We start from the raw sequence: 21,028 nt of genomic DNA, 5'->3' as shown, positions 1-21,028 counted from the left end.
CACGTTCTCCCGCGCCGCCGAGGCGGCGCAGACTGGGTCCCGGTGTGAGGGGCGGCCGATTTACACCCGAGGACAGCGCCGTCGGCGCGAGACCGATAGCAATAGCGAGCCAGCAACCATGAGCCGAGCTGACAACGGACATGCCGATGTGGTCCGCTCAAGCGCCCGGTGCGCTGGCATATCGGCGTCTTTCTCCTCCCGGCAGTCGTCGTCTACTCGGCGATCATGATCCTGCCGTTGATCGAAACGCTCAGGCTTTCGTTCTACAATGTGGTTGACGGCGTGCCCGCCTTCGTTGGCCTTGCGAACTACAAGGTGCTGTTCGGCGATCCACGCTGGGCGCATGATTTCTGGAATGCGCTCGTCAACAACCTAATCTTTTTCGCCATTCATATGTGCGTGCAGAATCCGATCGGCGTTGCGCTTGCAGCGCTCCTGTCCACGCCGCGGCTGCGTTTCGTCGCCTTCTACCGCACGGCGATGTTCCTGCCGACGCTGCTTTCCTTCGTGATCGTCGGCTTCATCTGGAAGCTGATCCTCTCGCCGATCTGGGGCGTTGCACCCTGGCTGATGAGCCTTGTTGGCATGAAATCCTTCTTCGCGCCCTGGCTCGGCCAGTCCGGCCCGGCGCTGGTCGCCGTCTCGCTTATTTCCAACTGGCAATATATCGGCATCCCGATGATGCTGATCTACGCGGCGCTGCTCAGCATTCCCGAAGAGGTGATCGAGGCGGCGGAATGCGACGGCATCACCGGCTGGGCACAGTTCTGGAAGATCAAGCTGCCGCTCATCCTGCCGGCGATCGGCATCATCTCGATCCTGACCTTCGTCGGCAATTTCAACGCATTCGACTTGATCTACACGGTGCAGGGCGCGCTTGCCGGCCCTAATATGTCGACCGACATTCTGGGAACGCTGCTTTACCGCACCTTCTTCGGCTTCCAGCTGCAGCTCGGCGACCGTTCCATGGGGGCGACGATCGCGACGACGATGTTCCTAATCATTCTCGCTGGCGTCTCTTTCTACCTTTTTGCCATCCAGCGGCGCATGCGCCGGTATCAGTTCTGAGGAGCGTGGTCCATGTCCAACAGAGCACGCACATCGCCGATCCGCACCGGGCTCGTTCACCTGGCTTTGATCGGTTACACGCTCGTCGCCGTCTTTCCGGTGTTTCTCACGATCATCAACTCGTTCAAGGACCGCAACGCGATCTTCCGTTCGCCGCTGCAGGTTCCGACGCCCTCGACCTTCAGCCTTGTCGGCTATCAGACGGTGCTGGGGCAGGGCGACTTCGCGACTTATTTCCAGAATAGCTTGATCGTGACGGTCGTCTCGATCTTCTTCGTGCTGCTGTTCGGCGCGATGGCGGCGTTCGCGCTTTCCGAATACCGTTTCCGCGGCAACACGCTGATGGGCCTCTACATGGCGATCGGCATCATGATCCCGATCCGTCTCGGCACGGTCGCGATCCTGCAGGGCATGGTGGCGGCGGGTCTCGTCAATACGTTGACAGCGCTGGTTCTCGTCTATACGGCGCAGGGCATTCCGCTGGCGATCTTCATCCTGTTCGGAATTCATGCGCACGGTCTCCGATGACCTGAAGAATGCCGGCCGCATTGACGGGCTTTCCGAATACGCAATCTTCTTCCGGCTGGTGCTGCCGCTTGTGCGCCCGGCGATGGCGACGGTTGCGGTCTTTACGATGATCCCGATCTGGAACGATCTCTGGTTCCCACTGATCCTGGCGCCGGCCGAATTGACAAAGACCGTCACGCTCGGCTCGCAAATATTCATCGGGCAATTCGTCACCAACTGGAACGCGGTTCTGGCTGCGCTGTCGCTGGCGATCCTGCCGATCCTCGTGCTCTACGTCATCTTCTCGCGGCAGCTGATCCGCGGCATCACCTCCGGAGCAGTGAAATGACCGTTTCGCAGAAGCCGGTCCGTGTTCTCGTCGCGGGGCTCGGCAATATGGGCCGCAGCCATGCGCTCGCCTATCACAACAACTCGGACTTCGAAATCGTCGGTCTCGTCAACCGCTCGAAGCCGGAGCTTGCGCCGGAGCTGCAGGGCTACGGAATCTATCCGGACTTCAAGACGGCGCTGGCCGAGCTGAAACCCGACCTCTGCTCCATCTGCACCTATTCCGACAGCCATGCCGACTATGCGGTCGCCGCATTTGAGGCCGGTTGCGATGTCTTCGTGGAGAAGCCGCTTGCAACGACCGTCGCCGACGCCGAGCGCGTCGTGGCGGCTGCGAAGACGGCCGGGCGGAAGCTGGTGATCGGCTACATCCTTCGCCATCATCCATCCTGGATGAAGCTGATCGAGGAAGCACGAAAACTTGGGCCGCCCTATGTGTTCCGCATGAACCTCAATCAGCAATCCAGCGGTCCGACCTGGGAGACGCACAAATCGCTGATGCAGACGACATCGCCGATCGTGGATTGCGGCGTGCATTATGTCGACGTCATGTGCCAGATCACCGATGCCAAGCCCGTCGAGGTGCGCGGCATGGGGCTGCGGCTTTCCGGCGAGGTCGCGCCGGACATGTACAATTATGGCCACCTGCAGGTGATCTTCGAGGATGGTTCCGTCGGCTGGTACGAGGCCGGCTGGGGGCCGATGATCTCGGAGACGGCCTTCTTCGTGAAAGATGTCATGTCGCCGAAGGGGGCGGTCTCGATCGTCATGGACCCGAAGGCGAAATCGGACGACATCGACACGCACACCAAGACCTCCGTCATCCGGCTGCACAATGCCGAGACCGGGCCGGACGGCAGGTTCATCAATCCGGATCAGGACATGACGATGGCGGGCGAACCCGGCCATCAGGAGCTCTGCGACCGCGAGCAGTCCTTCATGCTCAAGGCCATTCGCGAGGATCTCGACCTCAATCGCCACATGGCAGATGCCGTCGCATCGCTAAGAATCTGCCTCGCCGCCGATGAGAGCGTGCGCACCGGCAATCCGGTCAAACTGTAAGGGAACGACTAGTGGGATCGCTTCAACTCAAATCCATACGCAAGACCTATGGCACGCATGAGGTGCTGAAGGGCATCGACCTTGAGGTCAGGGACGGCGAATTCGTCATCTTCGTCGGACCGTCCGGCTGCGGAAAATCGACCCTGCTGCGCAGCATCGCCGGCCTCGAAGACGTGACGTCCGGCGCCGTCCTCATCAACGGCAAGGACGAGACACTGACGCCGCCCGCAAAGCGTGGTATCGCCATGGTCTTCCAATCCTACGCGCTCTATCCCCACCTGACCGTGAAGGACAACATGGGGCTTGGCCTGAAGCAGTCCGGAATGCCGAGGGACGAGATCGAGACGCGCGTTAGCAAGGCATCGTCGATGCTGTCGCTGGGGCCTTATCTCGCGCGCCGGCCGGCCGAGCTCTCCGGCGGCCAGCGCCAGCGCGTCGCGATCGGCCGCGCCATCGTGCGCGAACCGGAACTTTTCCTCTTCGACGAGCCGCTGTCCAATCTCGATGCAGCGCTGCGCGTCCAGACGCGCCTGGAGATCGCCCGCCTGCATCGCAGCCTGAAGGCCACGATGATCTACGTCACCCACGACCAGGTCGAGGCGATGACGCTGGCCGACAAGATCGTCGTGCTGAACGCCGGTGCGATCGAGCAAGTCGGTTCGCCGATGGAACTCTACAATCGTCCGGCCAACGTCTTCGTCGCTGGCTTCATCGGCTCACCGATGATGAACTTTATCCCGGCAGAAAACCTCAGCGACAAAGAGGCGAGGACGATCGGTGTTCGTCCCGAGCATCTGACGCTTTCACGCGAGCAGGGGACCTGGAAGGCGAAAATCGTGCATGTCGAGCATCTTGGCGCCGATACGATCGTCTATCTGGAGACCGACCAGTGCGGCCTGCTGACAGCGCGCCTCTTTGGCGAGCACAAGTACGAGCCGGACGAGATCGTCTATGCGACACCGGACAAGTCGCACATGCATCGCTTCGATGCCAAGGACCAAGCGATCCGTTAGGCCACAAAATAAAAGCCCGGTTTCGATCGGGCTTTTCATACCGTTATCTTCAGCTTATCCGAGGACGGGCCGCATGAAGCTTCGTTCGTAGCTGATGATGCTGCGGTTGCGGTGGTCGAGCTCGAAGGCTGCCTGGCATTCGGGGTCCGTCGCCATGCGCGTGCGATAATCCTCGTAGGCGGCAAGGCTAGGGAACGAAAAGAGGGCAACGGCAATGTTGTTGGCGCCTTCCGACGGCAGGAAGTAGCCGTGATGGGAGCCGCCCATCCGATTGACGATCGGAATCCGAGAGCCGAGCATATTCCTCGAACTCCGCGATCTTATAAGGGTCGAGGACGTAGCGCAAATGGCAGGTAATCATTGAAATACCTCGAATGTTGATTGCCGGGCAAAACTGCTGTCCGGCCGTTGGGGATGTGGCTTACGAGCTTGTCGCAGGCCGCTCGGTAAGTTCCTCGATGCCGACTTCGGCTTCGACGCTATCGCCCTTGCCATCCGGTAGAGCCCGCGAATGAAGGCGAGTGCGGCGATGAAAAGCAGGTAGCGCTGCTTTATGGACGGGGATATCCGGTGCATGCGCCATGCAGTCCGTCAGTTCAAGCGCTTTTTCCTGATGGCGGCATCACGGTAGTTAACCGTGCCCGGAAAAAAGGCGCCACGGAGAATGGCGCCCTTGTCCGATTATTCAAGCAAGATCAATCGCGCACGACGAGCAGGTCGGCGGCCATGAAGCGGAGGGTGACGGTTTCGCCTGCCTGCGGCGGGGTGACGCCCGGGCTGTTGAACATGTCGAAGGAAATGACGTTGCCGCCGACATTCATGCGGGTGCGGATGACGGAGCCGAGGAAGTGGGCGGAGATGACCTGACCGGTCAGCGCCGTATCGCTCTTGACGCTGTCGGAAAGCGAGCCCGCTTCCGGACGAAGCGCCAGCGAAACGGTCTCGCCCGCCTTGTAGGCTGCGAGCGACTGCTTGAGCGTCACGCCCTGGTCGCCGATCTGGATGCGGTTTGCCGCCGGATCGACGACCTTCGCCTCGATCATGTTCAGCGTGCCGACGAAAGAAGCGACGAAACGGGTTGCGGGTGTGTTGTAGACCTCGAAGGGTGTGCCGATCTGATCCGCCTTGCCGGCATTCATGACGACAATACGGTCGGAGATCGAGAGCGCCTCTTCCTGGTCGTGCGTCACGAAGATGGTGGTGATGCCGAGCTTCTGCTGGATGAGGCGGATCTCTTCGCGCAGCGACACGCGGATCTTCGCATCGAGCGCAGAGAGCGGTTCGTCGAGCAGCAGAACCTGCGGCTTGACGGCAAGCGCGCGGGCAAGCGCCACGCGCTGCTGCTGGCCGCCGGACATCTGGTAGGGGAAGCGATCAGCGAGATGGTCGAGGCGGATGAGCTCCAGCATTTCCTTCACGCGCGCATCGATGTCGGCCTTCGGCATGCCCGCAACCTTGAGACCGAAGGCGACGTTGTCGTGCACGTTCATGTTCGGGAACAGTGCGTAAGCCTGGAAGACCATGCCGATGTTGCGCTGGTTCGGCTTCAGCGGGCGCTGATCCTTGCCGTTGATGAAGAGGCTGCCGCCGCTCGGCGTTTCGAAGCCGGCGATCATGCGCAGCACCGTGGTCTTGCCGCAGCCCGACGGCCCGAGGAAGGAGACGAATTCCCCCTTCTCGATGCTCATGTTGAAATTATGGACGACCTGAACCTGGCCGAAGGACTTCTGAAGATTGGTCAGCGTGAGGAATGACATGGCCAGTTACCTTGCGGGGGCGGATTTTTGGAAGCGGGAGATGAGGTTGAGCAGACCCATGCAGAGCCATGTGATCGAGAAGGCAATGACGGCGAGCGCCGACGGCTCGTAAGCCTTGTTGGCGCCGACGAGCTGCAGATAAGGCCCGAAGGCCGGCCGGTTGAGGAGGGCAGCCATCGTGAATTCGCCCATGACGATCGCCAGCGTGATAAAGGCGCCGGACAGCACGCCGCTCATGACGTTCGGGAAGATGCAGCGGAACATGATGGTCGGCCAGCTGGCACCGAGGCTTTCGGCCGCCTCTGTCAGCGTGCGGACGTCGATGGCGCGCATGGCGGTATCGACCGCTCGATACATGTAGGGTAGCGACAGCGTGATGTAGGAGCAGACGAGCAGGATGTTCGTACCGGTCGTAGAACCCGTCAACGGCAGGACCGACGATGAATTGTACATGCGCAGATAGCCGAAGACGATGACGATCGCCGGGATGACCAGCGGCAGCAGCGTCACGAATTCCACGATCGGGCGCATCTGTGGCAGGCGCAGGCGAACCCAATAGGCCGTCGGCACGACGAGCAGCATGCCGAAGACGATTGTCAAAAGGGCCATCAGCATGGAATAGCCGAAGGTCTCGCGGAAACTGGATGTCCGAAAAGACCGACTGATAGGCATCGAAGCTGTATACGCCGCGGCGCATGCGCAGCGAAAACTCGATGGTGCCGATCAGCGGAATGACGAAATAGGACGCACCCAGAAAGATGGCGATCCAGGCGCCGAGACGTTGAGCTTTCATTTCTGCCACCGTTCGGCGCGCATGCGCAGCATCAGGTAAAGGACGTTGGAGACGCCGGTAATGACGATCATGCCGAGCGCGATCGCGTAGCCGAGGTTCGGGTTGTGAAGAACATCGCCGCGGATCTGCGCGTAAAGCAGGATCGGAACGATGTTCAGGGAGACTTCCAGTCAGCGCATAGGCTGTGGCGATGGCGCCGAAGGCGTTTGCAAACAGCAGCAGCGTCGTGCCGAGCAGGCTCGGCCAGAGGATCGGCAGGGCGACCATCATCCAGTACTGGCGGTTCGTGGCGCCGAGGATTTCAGCGGCCTCGCGCCATTCCTTCTTCATGCCGTCGAGCGCCGGCGTCAGGATCAGCACCATCAGAGGGATCTGGAAGTACATGTAGGTGATGGTGAGGCCGAAGAAGGATAAAAGGTTGAATCCGGTGCCGTAGAGATTGAAGCCGAACCAGTCGCGCAGGAAGATGGTGACGAGGCCGGTGCGGCCGAGCGTTGCCAGGAACGAGAAGGCAAGCGGCACGCCGGCGAAGTTCGATGCGACGCCCGAGAAGGTCAAAAGCGTCGAGCGGACAGAGGAGGGCAGGCCGCCGAGGACGACTGCCCAGGCGAGAAAGAAGCCGATCAGCGCACCGCCGAGAGCGGAAGCCACCGATACGCGGATGCTGATCCAATAGGCGCTCATGATCGACGGTGTGAAGAGATCGCCGATGTTCTTGAACGTGAATTCGCCTTCCGGCGTGAGGAAGGCGCCGACGACGAGATAAAGCGTGGGGATGATCAGAAACAGCAGAGCGAAGATGACGAAGGGCGCGATACCCAGCCAGTCGATCACGCGATCCTTATTGATCAGGGGGGCAGTGCTCGCCATAGGCGTTGAAACGGTGCTCATGCGAAGTTCATCCGGGGGCGTCGGAGTGAAAGAGAAATGCCTCCCCGCTATAAGGGCGGGGAGGCCGGATGTCATGCCTTACTGAACGTTGGCGCCGACGACGCTGTCCCACTCGGTGGTGATGGCGGTCTTGCCTGCGGCCTGCTCGTCGAGCGTCGGGAAGATAGCCTTGGCATAGCCTTCAGCCGGCGGCAGGCTTGTCGAGCAGTTCCTTTGGAATCAGGCCCTTCTGGGCAAGGTCGTTGAAGCGGATCGGGTGGCAGTAGCCCTTCAGCCAGCCGAGCTGACCTTCGTCGGAATAGAGGTATTCCATCCAGAGCTTGGCAGCATTCGGGTGCGGAGCAAAGGCGGAGATCGCCCTGAACGTAGACACCGGCAACGAACGCCCGATGCTCGGAACGACGACTTCAACCGGCGGGTTGCCGTTGAGCGTCTGTCGCGCCAGGAGAGGCCGTTATAGTCCCAGGCGACGACGATCGGGGTCGAACCCTGAGCGAGCGACGCGGACTTGCCGATGACCGGAACGAGGTTGCCGGCCTTGTTGAGCTCTGCGAAGTAAGCAAGACCTGCTTCGCCAGCCTTCGTGGCATCCTTTTCGCCCGCAGCAAGACCAGCGGCGTAGACGGCTTGAACAGCCTGGTTGGAAGCGCGCGGATCGCCAGCGAGCGAAACGGTGTTGGCATACTCGGACTTCTTCAGGTCGGCCCAATCCTTCGGGATGTTCTTCGACGATGTCGGTGTTCACGACGAACGAAAGAACGCCGTAGTAGTCGCCGTACCAGAAGCCGTCGGCGTCCTTGGCGAAGTCCGGAATGGAATCCCAGGTGGAGACCTTGTAGGGCTGGATGAGGCCTTCAGCCTTGGCCGACGGGCCGAAGGAGAGACCGACGTCGATGACGTCCGGAGCCTGCGGGCCGGTGTTGCCCTTGTTGGCCTTGATTGCTTCGATTTCGTCGCCCGAACCTGCGTCCGGGTTCAGTTCGTTGACTTCGATGCCATACTTGGCCTTGAAGCCGGCAATGACGTCGCCATATCCGCACCAGTTGTGCGGGAGAGCGATGGTCGTCAGCGTGCCTTCCTTCTTGGCGGCAGCGATGAGTTCGGCGCTCGGTTCTGCTGCGGCAATCGCAGTCGAAGCTACGACGATCGCAGTAGAAAGCGAGAGCAGTCGAGAAATGTTAGAGATCACTGTTGTTCTCCTTCGGTTTTCAGTGGTCTGGCGATGCTGTTACTGGCGTTGCATGAAGCTTGTATGACGGTCGCGTGACGTTCGTTTTTCTTATGATTTCCAGCATTTTTCGAACTCTGTTTCGTCTGCGACGGGCAGTTCTATTTCCTTCACGCAGCCTCAGTTGCTTGTTTCGTTCGTTCCTGCCTCTCCTCCTAGCCGGGTTTTCGGAAGAGCTTGGTCTGTTCGAACAGGCCCTCCAGCGTTTTCATGCGCTCCTTCGTCTCGTCCCAGGTGGTATTCTGGACCGCTTCGATGAGCGCTTCGACGATAAAGAGCGTGACCACCGAGGAATCCCAAGCCGACGGTGCCTCGATCTGGACGCGGAAGGCGTGTCTCGCAAGCTTTGCCGCCGGCGATCCCCATTGGTCCGTGAAGACGATGATTTCGGCGCCGCGCGTGCGGGCCGCCTGGGCAAGGCTCACCATCTCCTGCTCGTAGCGGCGGATGTCGAAGATGATCAGCAGATCGCCGGAATTCATGTTGAGAACATACTGCGGCCAGCTCGACGAGTTGGACGACAAGAGGGCGGTATTCGGCCGGATGACCTGCATGTGGGTGAAGAAGTATTCGGCAAGCGCGCCCGTGATGCGACCGCCGACGAAATAAAGGCCGGCGCTTGCGATCCGAAAGCAGGGCGGCGGCGCTATTGAAGGTCGCGGTGTCGAGATCGCTCAGCGTTTGGCGCAGATTGCCGATGATGGCGTCGGCAAAACGGTTGAGGATATGGGTGCCCGGCGCATTGGAAGCCCACCGGTCGTGCTTGGCGATCGGATTGGAGATCGTCGCTTCGAGCTCCTGATGCAGATGCGCCTGGAAATCCGGGTAACCCTTGAAGCCGAGCTTCTGGACCATGCGGACGACGGTGGGCGTCGAGACGCCGGCGTTTTCGGCAATCGTGGTGATGCTGCCCAGCCCTGAAACGGGATAGTTATCCAGCAGACTCTCGGCCAATTGCTTCTCGGCGCGCGTCAGCGCTTCGAAATGCGAATGGATGACGTCCGAAACCGTCTTCGACGCAGCGCTCACGCGATCTTGCTCCCCGGGATCGGTCTTGTGCCACTTTCCCACTCAAAGTTAACAACGCTGTCACAATCGCATGTCAACCACTGTCATGAAAAGAAATTTTCAGAGCGCGCTTGACACTGCCCGAAGACTGAAGAATTCTTTTCTTGTAAAGATTTTATTAAGGGAAGGGCAGGCGCGGGCAGGTGCTCACTGAGCTTCAAGATTCTAAGCGAAGCGGATGGGGACTGTGTCGGCATCGAGCGGCCGCACGGCAAGAGCCCGTTGCTGGTCATCTGCGAACACGCCTCGCGAGCGCTACCCGAGCAGTTCGGCAATCTCGGCCTTTCCGAGGAAGCGTTGAATAGCCACATCGCCTGGGATCCAGGCGCTTTGGCCGTTGCACGCGGCATCTCGAGCGACGCTTGACGCCAACGCTCGTCTTTCAGCGCTTCTCTCGCCTGATCTACGACTGCAACCGCCCGCCGGAATCGCCGGGCGCAATGCCCGAGAAGAGCGAAATCTATGCCATCCCCGGCAATCAGAGACTCAGCGCAAAGGAGCGGCAGGCCCGTACCGAAGCGCTGTATCTTCCTTTCCACGATGCAGTAAGCCGTCTCATCAAGGACCGTCAGGGGCAGGGGCAGGAGACGGTCATCGTCACTGTTCACAGTTTCACGCCGGTCTATAATGGCAAGGAGCGTGCCGTCGAGCTCGGCATCCTGCATGATGCTGACAGCCGCCTGGCAGACAAGATGTTGGCAGGGGCGGCTGACGCGCCGCTCTACAAAACCGAACGCAACGAGCCCTGATGGCCCTGAGGACGGCGTGACGCACACGCTGATCCTGCACGGGCTGTCGAACGGGTTCCGCAATGTAATGATCGAGATCCGCAACGACCTCATCAGCGACGATGCCGGCCAAGGGGTCATGGCCGACTATCTGACAGGGCTCCTCCAGCAAGGCCTGGAAGCCTGACCATAAAAGAAAAGACCCCAGGGAGCAGTCTAACTGCGATCTGTCCGTATGGCGAAAGCCGCGGGCAACTTTGGCACTCGATCTGCGGCAATTCCGCTGCCGATCGTCAAACAGGGGGAAGTCATGTCGGACTATACCGAACTTGATAAGAAGCAGGATATGAGCATCCTGCATTCGATGGGCTATGCCCAGGAACTGGAAAGGCGGATGAGCTCGTTCTCGAACTTTGCCGTCTCCTTTTCGATCATCTGCATCCTTTCCGGCGGCATCAATTCGCTGGCGCAGGCGACTGCCGGCGCGGGTGGTGCTGCGATCGGCATCGGCTGGCCACTCGGCTGCTTCATTTCGCTCGTCTTCGCCGTTGCGATGGCGCAGATCAGCTCCGCCTATCCGACCGCGGGCGGCCTCTACCACTGGGGGTCCATCCTCGGCAACCGCTTCACCGGCTGGCTGACCGCATGGTTCAACCTGCTCGGCCTCGTGACGGTGCTCGGGGCCATCAACGTCGGTACCTACTACTTCTTCATGGGCTCCTTTGGCACGAGCTATCTCGGGCTGACGGACACGACAGTCGTTCGCATCGTCTTCTTGATCATCATCACCGGTGCGCAGGCGCTCGTGAACCATATGGGCATCGGCCTGACCGCCAAGCTCACGGACTTCTCTGGCTACCTGATCTTCGCGACGGCGATCGCGCTTGCCGCGGTTTGCCTGATGGCTGCTCCGTCCTACGAGTTCGGCCGCCTCTTCACCTTCGCCAACTATTCGGGCGAAACTGGAGGCAATGTCTGGCCTGCCACGTCCGGTACCTGGGTGTTCCTGCTGGGCCTCCTGTTGCCGATCTACACGATCACCGGCTATGACGCGTCGGCGCATACGTCGGAAGAGACCGTAAACGCGGCTCGCTCCGTGCCGCGCGGCATGATTTCCTCCGTGCTTTGGTCGGCGCTCTTCGGCTACATCATGCTTTGCGCATTCGTGCTGATGCTGCCCAGCATGGACGAAGCTGCCAAGCAGGGCTGGAACGTGTTCTTCTGGGCGATGGACAGCCAGGTGAACCCGATCGTCAAGGGCATCCTGTATCTTGCCATTCTGGTCAGCCAATGGCTGTGCGGCCTCGCCACCGTCACCTCGGTTTCCCGCATGATCTTCGCCTTCTCGCGTGACGGCGGTCTGCCGGCATCCAAGGCACTGTCGAAGGTCAGCACGAAGCACCGCACGCCGGTTGCCGCGATCTGGACGGGTTCTATCCTCGCCGTCCTCTTCGTGTGGGGTTCGTCGCTCGTTTCGATCGGCGAAACGCCGGTCTATACCATCGTCGTTTCGTGCACCGTCATCTTCCTCTTCTTCTCCTTCGCGATCCCGATCACGCTCGGCCTCTTCGCCTGGGGTACGTCGAAGTGGGACAAGATGGGGCCGTGGAACCTCGGCGAGGGGATGTTCAAGCTCTTTGCCGTGCTCTCGATCATTGCAATGGTGCTTATTTTCGTTCTCGGCATCCAGCCGCCGAATGACTGGGCGCTCTACATCACCGTTGGCTTCCTTGTTGTGACTGGCGTCGTCTGGTACGGCTTCGAAAAGCGCCGCTTCAAGGGCCCGCCGATCGGCGAGGAAGTCGCCAAGCGCCAGGCTGAAATCGCGGCCGCCGAAAGGGCCGTTGGCGAAGCATAAGAAAACCGAGCTTCCCTCTCAAATGGCGGGGCCGCCGTTCGCGCGGCCCCATCCACCGGTTCAACGAAAAGGCATCTGGACGGTCATGGCGGCCGCTGCATGCCGTTTCATTGCCCCGAGTTTCCAATCCAGATTTCAGGCGGATAAATGATGAGCAACAGCTATACTTTCGATGATCTCAAGAAGGACGTGGCCGAAGGGCGCATCGATACCGTTGTCGCATGCCAGGTGGACATGCAGGGCCGCTTGATGGGCAAGCGCTTCCAGGCGGAATATTTCCTCGAAAGCGCCTGGAAGGAAACGCATAGCTGCAACTATCTGGTCGCGACCGACATGGAGATGGAAACCGTCTCCGGCTACAAGGCGACGAGCTGGGAGAAGGGTTACGGCGACTACACGATGAAACCGGACCTTTCGACGCTGCGCCGCATTCCCTGGCTCGAAGGAACGGCACTGGTCCTTTGCGATCTGCTTGACCATCACACGCACGAAGAGGTGCCGCATTCGCCGCGCGCCATCCTGAAGAGGCAGGTCAAGCGCCTCGAAGATATGGGCATGAAGGCCTTCATGGCATCCGAGCTCGAATTCTTCCTCTTCGACCAGACCTATGAGGCTGCGCATGCCGCCGGCTACCGCAATCTCAAGCTCGCCAGCGCCTACAACGAGGACTACCACATCTTCCAGACGACCAAGGAAGAAGATGTGATGCGGGCGATCCGTACCGGTTTGCAGGGTGCGGGCATTCCGGTCGAGAATTCCAAGGGTGAGGCTTCAGCGGGGCAGGAGGAAATCAATGTGCGCTACGCCGACGCGCTGACGATGGCTGACCGGCACGCCATCATCAAGAACGGCTGCAAGGAAATCGCCTGGTCGAAGGGCAAGGCGATCACCTTCCTCGCCAAATGGAGCTACACATCGGCCGGCAGCTCCTCTCATATCCATCAGTCGCTCTGGAGCGCCGACGGCAAGACGCCGCTGTTCTTCGATGAGAAGGGTACATACGGCATGTCGCCGTTGATGCGGAACTACGTGGCCGGCCTTCTCGCCCACGCGAGCGAGATCACCTATTTCCTGGCGCCCTATATCAATTCCTACAAGCGCTTCATGGCCGGCACCTTCGCGCCGACGAAGGCGATCTGGAGCAAGGACAACCGCACCGCCGGCTACCGCCTGTGCGGCGACGACACAAAGGCGATCCGGATCGAATGCCGCGTCGGCGGTTCGGACCTCAATCCGTATCTCGCCTTTGCAGCACTGCTGGCGGCTGGCATCGAGGGGATTGAGAACAGGCTCGAACTCGAATCGCCATTCGTCGGCGACGCCTACGGCGCGCGCGATATCCGCGAGATTCCACACACGCTACGCGCCGCGACGGTCGCCATGACGGAATCGAAAATGCTGCGGAAGGCTTTCGGCAACGACGTCATCGACCACTACACGCGCGCTGCCGAATGGGAGCAGGAGGAATACGACCGCCGCGTGACGGATTGGGAAGTGGCGAGAGGCTTTGAAAGGGCGTAAGGCATTTTGCGGTCTGTCGTTGCTCGCCCTCACCCTGACCCGCTTTGAGGGGCGTGGGGACTTGCCCTAAGGGGCGTTGCGATTGGCGAGACCGGTGCGGCATACTTCCTTCACCCGCTTGCGGGGAGAAGGTCTCGGCCGGCGGATGAGGGGCTGGTGCCCGAAGAGATTTGTAGGATACAAAGGCAGGATTCGATCATGACTATGATCCAATGCATTTCGCCGGTCGACGGATCGGTTTACGCAGAGCGCTCGGCGCTCTCGCTAGAGGCGGCTAAGGACGTTGTCGCCCGTGCCCGCAAGGCGCAGACGGCCTGGGCGAAGCGGCCGCTGGAGGATCGCGTGCAGCTTGTGCTCAAAGGCGTCGCGCGGCTCAACGAGATGTCCGATCTCGTCGTACCGGAGCTCGCCTGGCAGATGGGTCGGCCGGTCAAGTATGGTGGCGAATATCGGGGCTTCAACGAGCGCTCCAACTATGTCGCGTCGATCGCTGCCGACGCGCTGGCGCCGCTTGTTGTCGAAAGTAGCGACAAGTTCGAGCGCCGTATCGAGCGTGAAGCGCATGGCGTCGTGTTCGTGATCGCCCCGTGGAACTACCCTTATATGACGGCGATCAACACCATCGCTCCGGCGCTGATGGCAGGCAATACCGTTATCCTGAAACATGCGTCGCAGACGCTGCTGGTGGGCGAGCGGCTGGTTCAGGCTTTTGTCGAGGCAGGTGTTCCGGAGGATGTCTTCCAGAACGTGTTCCTCGATCACGAAACGACCTCGGCGCTGATTGCGGCAGGAAGCTTTCAATTTCATCAACTTCACGGGTTCGGTCGAAGGTGGGCGTTTTATGGAGCGGGCTGCAGCCGGCACCTTTACAGGCCTCGGCCTCGAGCTCGGCGGCAAGGATCCGGGCTACGTCATGGAAGACGCCGATCTCGATGCGGCCGTCGATACGTTAATGGATGGCGCGACCTACAATTCCGGCCAATGCTGCTGCGGCATCGAGCGTATCTATGTGCACGAGTCGCTCTATGACAGCTTCGTCGAGAAGTCGGTCGCCTGGGTTTCCAATTACAAACTCGGCAATCCGCTTGATCCGGAAACCTCGCTCGGTCCAATGGCCAACAAGCGTTTCGCCAAGGTCGTGCGCGAGCAGATCGCCGATGCCGTCTCGAAGGGTGCCAGGACGCTAATCGATCCGAAGCTCTTCCCGCAAGATGACGGCGCAGCCTATCTCGCGCCGCAGATTCTGGTCAATGTCGATCACTCGATGGCCTTCATGCGCGAAGAAACCTTCGGCCCGGCCGTCGGCATCATGAAGGTCAAGAACGATGCCGAAGCGATCGCGCTGATGAACGACAGCCAGTACGGGCTGACGGCTTCGCTCTGGACGAAGGACCCGGAGAGGGCAGGACGGCTCGGCCGCGAAATCGAAACCGGCACCGTCTTCATGAACCGTGCCGATTACCTCGATCCGGCGCTTTGCTGGACCGGCGTCAAGGAAACCGGCCGCGGCGGCTCGCTGTCGATCATCGGCTTCCACAATCTAACGCGCCCAAAATCTTATCACCTGAAGAAAGTCACAGCATGAGCAGCAGCAATATCACAGCCAACTGGAGCTATCCGACAGCCTTCAAGCTCGGCCGCGGCCGCATCAAGGAGCTGGCGGACGCCTGCAAGAGCCTTGGCATGAAGAAGCCGCTGCTGATTACCGATCGCGGCCTGGCCTCGATGGCGATTACCAAGAATGCGCTCGACATCCTGGAAGATGCAGGCCTCGGCCGCGCGATCTTCGCAGACGTCGATCCGAACCCGAACGAGAAGAACCTCGATGCCGGCGTGAAGGCTTTCAAGGACGGCGGCCATGACGGCGTCGTCGCCTTCGGTGGCGGTTCGGGCCTCGATCTCGGCAAGTGCGTCGCCTTCATGGCCGGCCAGACGCGTCCGGTCTGGGATTTCGAGGATATTGGGGATTGGTGGACGCGTGCGAGCGTCGAGGGTATTGCGCCGATCGTTGCGGTGCCGACGACGGCCGGCACTGGCTCGGAAGTCGGCCGCGCCAGCGTCATCACCAATTCCACAGACGCATGTGAAGAAGATCATCTTCCATCCAAAGTTCCTGCCGGGCGTCGTCATCGCCGATCCGGAGCTGACCGTCGGCATGCCGAAGATCATCACCGCCGGGACCGGCATGGATGCTTTTGCGCATTGCCTGGAAGCCTATTCCTCGCCCTTCTATCATCCGATGTCTGCCGGTATCGCGCTGGAAGGCATGCGCCTCGTCAAGGAATTCCTGCCGCGTGCCTATAAGGAAGGGACCGACCTCGAAGCCCGCGCCAACATGATGGCGGCTGCCGCCATGGGCGCTGTCGCCTTCCAGAAAGGCCTCGGCGCCATCCATGCGGTGTCGCATCCGATCGGCGCCGTCTACAACACGCATCACGGCATGACCAATGCCGTCGTGATGCCGGCGGTGCTGCGCTTCAACCGCGCAGCGATCGAAGAGAAGATCGCACGCGCTGCGGCCTATCTCGGCATCTCCGGCGGCTTCGACGGTTTCTATGATTACGTGCTAAAGCTTCGCTTTGAACTCGGGGTTCCGGAAAGCCTTTCGGCCATGGGAATCGCACCGGACCGGATCGACGCGCTCTCGGCGATGGCAATCGAAGACCCGAGCGCGGGCGGCAATCCCGTCCCGATGACGCTCGAAAATACCAAGACGCTTTTCAAAGACTGCTTCTGATCACATAAGGCGGACCGTCAAAACTTGCCCGGAAAGCCCAAGCTTTCCGGGCTTTCTTCGTTTTCCGGCATCCCAAGTTTTAGGGATGTGAAAAATGCGGGCTGCAATTTCGGCGCGTTTGTTTGGATTTTGTTAACCATCATCGGAAAGGATACGTTAACCGCACGATGAACCCGAAAGTGCGCAAGAGAGCGATATCCGGCTCGCGATATTTTCCTTCGAGGATCGACCATGCCAGTCATCACATTTGCAAACACCAAGGGCGGGGCAGGCAAGACCACAGCCGTCCTTCTGCTCGCGACGGAACTTGCCCGCAAAGGTTACCGCATCACCATTCTCGATGCCGATCCTCAGCACTGGATTTCCCGCTGGCACGAGAGTTCCGGCCATGTGGCGAATATTCAGGTCATCGACTTCGTGACGTCCGCCTCGCTTCCGCAGCACATCAGCGAGAACAAGCATTCCACGGACTACTTTATCGTCGACCTGCCGGGCGCCCGCAATCCGCTGCTGGCCACCGCGATCGGCCTCTCCGACCATGTGCTGATCCCGATCCAGGGCTGTGCCATGGATGCGCGCGGCGGGGCGCAGGTGCTGGAATTGCTGCAGTATCTGGATGAGAAGGCGGGCATCAAGATCGGCCATTCGGTGGTGCTTACCCGTGTCAATTCAATGGTGACTACCCGTGCACTGCAACTCGTCAAGGCGCTGCTCAACGAGCGGAACGTTCCGGTCCTCGATACGGCGATCATCGAGCGTGCGGCATTCCGCGACATCTTCGATTGTGGCGGCACGCTGCACGATATGGACCCGATGCGGGTTTCCAATCTGGAGAAGGCCTGCGAGAATGCCCTCTGTTTTGCCGAGGAAATCATTCGCAAGGTGCCGGTCAAGCTAGCCACTTCCGCCCGGACAACCGGACCGCTGATCCGTTCGGCGGCTTGAATTTTGGGATGATTTCAACCAACCGCCGGAGCGATCCGGCGGTCTTCTTGTTTGGGCTCGGCCCAAACTTGTGTCGTGGCGGACGCGCTCACCCGATTTCCCGGGTGAACGGGGCCATGGACTGCTTGCGAAATGGCCAAGAGAAACGCAATAGACGCGGCATATCTCCCTTCTCCCCGTCAGAGAAAAGGTGCCGGCAGGCGGATGAGCGGCAAAGGATTCAATCGACGAACTCGACCGTCACGCCGGGCTTCACCATCTTGGCGAGCTCCGTGGCATCCCAGTTCGTCAGACGGATGCAGCCGTGGCTCTGGGTGCGGCCGATCTTGGATGGTTCAGGCGTGCCGTGAATGCCGTAGGTCGGCCTCGAAAGGGCGATCCAGACCGTGCCGACGGGACCGTTCGGGCCGGGCGGGATATTCAGGATGCGGTCGTTTGCGCCCTGCTGGAAGTTGATCTTCGGGTTGTAGGTATAGCCGGGGTTCAGAGCGACGCGTTCCACGTTGACGAGGCCGGAGGGCGAAGGGGTATCGCTGGAGCCGATCGAGGCGGGATAGGCCGCGACGAGATTGCCAGCAGCGTCATAGGCGAAGACCTGCTTCTTGGCCTTGTCCGCGAGAATCTTCGCGACGGTGCCGGTCTTGGCTTGCCCGGCATTGACGACCTTGATGATCGTGCCGGGCACGGTGAAGTCCGCGCCCGGGTTCATTTCCCTGAGGAAGGCTTCGTCCATGTGGAAGCGCTCGGCAAGCATTTCGGTCGTCGAGGTGTAGGCCATCGAAGGCAGAAGCGCCTTTTGCGAATAGTCTTCCGGAATCGCGGCCACATAAGGCCCTGCGGCATCTGCCGGCGTGATCGTGTAGCTGGTGACGGGTAATCCGCCCGACAGGCGCAACTGCTCGAGGATCGCTTCGGTATTGTTGGGGTCGAGCTTTTCGCCGGTCATCTGCTCATAGGCATAGATCGCCTTGGTGACGTTGGACCCCATATGGCCATCGATGACACCCGGAGAAACGCCCGCGCGGTCGAGGAAGACCTGGATGGCGACGATCTCAGGCTTCGATTTTCCCTTAAGCGTGATGACCGGTTCTGAGGGCGGCTTCGGTTGCATGTCGCCCGGGAACGGCTGGTCCGGTTCGATCGACGCATAGTCCTCGTTCTGCGGGTAGCTTTCGCCGTTGGCATCCGGATAGGGCTGATCGTAAAGTGGATCGCGCTGGATTTGCGCATCGCGCGGGATCGAACCGGTCACGGCGCCGCGCTCCACGTAACGCGTGCTGTCGTAGCTGTTGTCCGGGTAGTGGGGGTCATTGTTATGGGCTTCGCGGGCAGGGGCTTGCGGATAATAGCCGCTGCCGCGCATTTCCGTCGCGACGACGTTGCCGTAACCATCGAGCAGGACGCGGTTGCCGTTGCGATCCCGCGAATAATAGACGTCGGCGCCCGGCGGAATGTAATCGATGATCGCACCGTCGGGGGTTACCATCACGACATCGCGCTGGCGGCGGCCGTACTGCTGCGCGTCGGCAACCGGTGCGGCAGCGGCAAGGGCCAGCACGACGGCGGCGAGGGACATCCCCGATTTCAAAAAGCGATTCACGTTTTACACCTCGAACAGTGATTTGGCCGACACACACCTGCGAATTTTGACGCTAGTGTGGAATTTATGAATTCGTACTAAACAAAAGATGAAAATCACCGTGCTTTCTGCCTGAGGCAAAACGTTTGGTTTGGCAAGCGGGTTCCATGGCGCATCGCCGGTTGTGCGCAACAGGTTTGCCGCGATTGACGAATGTGCGGACGGAACCTAACCCTACGGCAGCTTTAAGATCGGGAGGAGTTGCAATGATTGAATTTGCCGCCGCCAAGGGGCCGCGCCTGATGCTGGACGAAACATCGGTGATGGATATCGGCGGATGCATCGTCGACGGCGTCGATATCGCGCCGAAGCGCGCCATCCCTGACGACGGCGATCCGCGTGTCGACCACTCGCTCGAAGGCTTTCTCTTCACCTGCGGTCCGGATCACATCCGCCATCGCGAGCCGATCCCGGGGCGGGCGGATGGCAAGGTCTACCCGCTGCACGGTTCGGCCTCCGGTCATCCGGCCAAGGTTGTCTGGACCAAATTCGAAAACGGCAATGCCGAGTGCTGCGCCCACATCGATATCGTCACCGTCGAAGGATTGCCGCAGCGGATCGAACGGCTTTGGCGCATCGACGGCGCGACGGGGGAGGTCTCGCTGGACGACAGGGTCGTCAACACCAGCGATCAGGCGGTGCCGACCTTCCTGATGTACCACATGAATACCGGCGGCAAATGGCTCGATGCCGGTACGCGCCTGGAAGGAGCGATGCTCGATGGGGGTGGTTTTCCATGGACCTTCGGCGAAGAGCTTGGCGGCCTCTTTTGCGTCGGGGCCCCGGCCGTTACGGATGGCTTTGCCGAAGTCCGGCTCGGTCCGATGAAAGCCGCGGGCGGCAAGACGCTTTGCGTGCGTTTCCGCGCGGATACGCTGCCGCACCTGCAGGTCTGGCGGAACCAGAAGACGCCGGCGGACGTTTTTGGCATCGAACCGGTTTCGCATCGCTGGGTCTCGCGTCGCGAGCTTCAAGCAGGCGGCGAATTCAACATGCTGCAGCCGGGCGAGAGCCGCAGCTATGCGCTTCGCTTCGCCTTCCTCTGAGCGAACTGTTGTTGACGCTTCCGGTCCCGCATCGTAGAGCTTCTGCGATTGATTTTCAGGAGGAACGCGCGATGGACATCCGCCAGATCGACGACGAATATTCGGTATCCGGCCAGATCACGCTGGAAGATCTCGATCAGATCAAGGCGATGGGCTTCAAGTCGATCGTCTGCCATCGCCCGGACCAGGAAAGTCCGGACCAGACGCCGTTTTCGGTGATCAAAGCCCGCGCCAAGGAACTCGGCCTCGACATCGCGCATGTGCCCGTCGGCCCGATGGGCGTGACGGAAGAAGCCGTGCAAGGCATGGTCGACGCACTCGACGAATTTCCGCGCCCGATGCTCGGCTATTGCCGTTCCGGCGCACGCTCGACCGCGATCTATCAGAAGACCCATCACATTCGCGGCTGATCTTTTGGCGCGGCTTTCGGCCGTGCCCTTTATTTCATAAAACTCTGGAGAACATCATGAGCATCAAGCGTATCGACGTCGGCGCCCGCATGGAGCGGCGCGGTCATCCACGGCAACACCGTCTATCTCGCCGGCCAGGTCGGCGAAGGCGAGAGTGTGACCGATCAGTGCAAGTCGGCGCTTGCCGAAGTCGATCGTCTGCTTGCCGCTGCAGGTTCCAGCAAGTCGAAGATTCTGCAGACGCTGATCTATCTCTCCGACATTTCCTACTTTGCGGAAATGAATGCTGCCTGGGAAGCCTGGGTCGACCCGAAGAACACGCCGGCACGCGCCACCAGCGAGGCCAAGCTCGCCGCACCGAAGTACAAGGTCGAGTTCATCGTCATCGCCGCCATCGACTAAGATCGGC

11 protein-coding genes and 10 pseudogenes are annotated in these 21,028 nt (G+C 60.4%); 13 read left to right on the top strand and 8 right to left on the bottom strand.

Annotated elements, in window-relative coordinates; genetic code table 11:
• Positions 1-168: 168 nt before the first annotated feature.
• From ACW4PC_RS08755 to ACW4PC_RS08740, 4 genes and pseudogenes are all read left to right on the top strand, one after another.
• Positions 169-1,068: a carbohydrate ABC transporter permease gene (locus tag ACW4PC_RS08755; protein WP_455873501.1), complete on the top strand. Its 900-nt coding sequence runs from the start codon at positions 169-171 to the stop codon at positions 1,066-1,068.
• A gap of 12 nt (positions 1,069-1,080) precedes the next feature.
• Positions 1,081-1,924 (top strand): annotated as a pseudogene (locus ACW4PC_RS08750) (carbohydrate ABC transporter permease).
• Entirely contained in the window at positions 1,921-2,985 is a 1,065-nt protein-coding gene (locus tag ACW4PC_RS08745; protein ID WP_455873500.1) for a Gfo/Idh/MocA family protein, read from the top strand. The pseudogene ACW4PC_RS08750 and the gene ACW4PC_RS08745 overlap by 4 nt, the downstream one beginning before the upstream one ends.
• 11 nt (positions 2,986-2,996) lie before the next feature.
• Positions 2,997-3,998, top strand: coding sequence for an ABC transporter ATP-binding protein (locus ACW4PC_RS08740; RefSeq protein WP_455873499.1), 1,002 nt, complete (start codon positions 2,997-2,999; stop codon positions 3,996-3,998).
• A 54-nt stretch (positions 3,999-4,052) separates the two neighbouring features.
• Here the strand turns inward: ACW4PC_RS08740 and ACW4PC_RS08735 are convergent.
• The 7 genes and pseudogenes from ACW4PC_RS08735 to ACW4PC_RS08705 all read right to left on the bottom strand — a co-directional run bounded on the left by ACW4PC_RS08735 (position 4,053) and on the right by ACW4PC_RS08705 (position 9,696).
• A pseudogene (locus ACW4PC_RS08735) lies at positions 4,053-4,359 on the bottom strand (NIPSNAP family protein).
• Between the two features lie 60 nt (positions 4,360-4,419).
• Complete coding sequence (locus ACW4PC_RS08730; protein ID WP_455873498.1) at positions 4,420-4,581, bottom strand: hypothetical protein; 162 nt, start codon at positions 4,579-4,581, stop codon at positions 4,420-4,422.
• 112 nt (positions 4,582-4,693) lie between these two features.
• Positions 4,694-5,755 carry an ABC transporter ATP-binding protein gene (locus ACW4PC_RS08725; protein WP_455873497.1) on the bottom strand — a complete coding sequence of 354 codons (1,062 nt, stop codon included), beginning with the start codon at positions 5,753-5,755 and terminating at the stop codon, positions 4,694-4,696.
• A gap of 6 nt (positions 5,756-5,761) precedes the next feature.
• Positions 5,762-6,548: pseudogene (locus tag ACW4PC_RS08720) on the bottom strand (ABC transporter permease).
• Positions 6,545-7,439, bottom strand: a pseudogene (locus ACW4PC_RS08715) (ABC transporter permease). The pseudogenes ACW4PC_RS08720 and ACW4PC_RS08715 overlap by 4 nt, the downstream one beginning before the upstream one ends.
• 78 nt (positions 7,440-7,517) lie before the next feature.
• A pseudogene (locus tag ACW4PC_RS08710) lies at positions 7,518-8,628 on the bottom strand (ABC transporter substrate-binding protein).
• 194 nt (positions 8,629-8,822) lie between these two features.
• A pseudogene (locus ACW4PC_RS08705) lies at positions 8,823-9,696 on the bottom strand (MurR/RpiR family transcriptional regulator).
• A gap of 189 nt (positions 9,697-9,885) precedes the next feature.
• Here ACW4PC_RS08705 and ACW4PC_RS08700 point away from each other — a divergent pair.
• The 6 genes and pseudogenes from ACW4PC_RS08700 (at position 9,886) to ACW4PC_RS08675 (ending at position 17,524) form a co-directional block, all read left to right on the top strand.
• Positions 9,886-10,650, top strand: a pseudogene (locus tag ACW4PC_RS08700) (N-formylglutamate amidohydrolase).
• Positions 10,651-10,773: 123 nt separating this feature from the next.
• Complete coding sequence (locus ACW4PC_RS08695; protein WP_455873496.1) at positions 10,774-12,321, top strand: amino acid permease; 1,548 nt, start codon at positions 10,774-10,776, stop codon at positions 12,319-12,321.
• Between the two features lie 150 nt (positions 12,322-12,471).
• Positions 12,472-13,842 carry a glutamine synthetase family protein gene (locus ACW4PC_RS08690; RefSeq protein ID WP_455873647.1) on the top strand — a complete coding sequence of 457 codons (1,371 nt, stop codon included), beginning with the start codon at positions 12,472-12,474 and terminating at the stop codon, positions 13,840-13,842.
• Positions 13,843-14,040: 198 nt separating this feature from the next.
• Positions 14,041-15,427, top strand: a pseudogene (locus ACW4PC_RS08685) (aldehyde dehydrogenase family protein).
• Positions 15,424-16,579: pseudogene (locus ACW4PC_RS08680) on the top strand (iron-containing alcohol dehydrogenase). The pseudogenes ACW4PC_RS08685 and ACW4PC_RS08680 overlap by 4 nt, the downstream one beginning before the upstream one ends.
• Before the next feature lie 231 nt (positions 16,580-16,810).
• The gene (locus ACW4PC_RS08675; protein ID WP_455873495.1) at positions 16,811-17,524 is read left to right on the top strand and encodes an AAA family ATPase; all 714 of its coding nucleotides are present in this window, start codon (positions 16,811-16,813) and stop codon (positions 17,522-17,524) included.
• A gap of 220 nt (positions 17,525-17,744) precedes the next feature.
• Here the strand turns inward: ACW4PC_RS08675 and ACW4PC_RS08670 are convergent, their stop codons facing one another.
• Positions 17,745-19,124, bottom strand: a complete 1,380-nt coding sequence (locus ACW4PC_RS08670; RefSeq protein ID WP_455873494.1) for a L,D-transpeptidase — start codon at positions 19,122-19,124, stop codon at positions 17,745-17,747.
• Positions 19,125-19,369: 245 nt separating this feature from the next.
• Between ACW4PC_RS08670 and ACW4PC_RS08665 the strand changes: the two genes are divergently transcribed.
• The 3 genes and pseudogenes from ACW4PC_RS08665 (at position 19,370) to ACW4PC_RS08655 (ending at position 21,021) form a co-directional block, all read left to right on the top strand.
• Complete coding sequence (locus ACW4PC_RS08665; RefSeq protein WP_455873493.1) at positions 19,370-20,209, top strand: DUF4432 family protein; 840 nt, start codon at positions 19,370-19,372, stop codon at positions 20,207-20,209.
• A 71-nt stretch (positions 20,210-20,280) separates the two neighbouring features.
• Positions 20,281-20,619, top strand: a complete 339-nt coding sequence (locus ACW4PC_RS08660) for a TIGR01244 family sulfur transferase (RefSeq protein ID WP_455873492.1) — start codon at positions 20,281-20,283, stop codon at positions 20,617-20,619.
• Positions 20,620-20,675: 56 nt separating this feature from the next.
• Positions 20,676-21,021, top strand: a pseudogene (locus ACW4PC_RS08655) (RidA family protein).
• The last annotated feature ends 7 nt before the right edge of the window (positions 21,022-21,028 follow it).

This window comes from Rhizobium yanglingense (assembly GCF_977109285.1).
The sequence above is the reverse complement of the archived record's forward strand: the minus strand, read 5'-3'. Positions and strand labels throughout refer to the sequence as shown.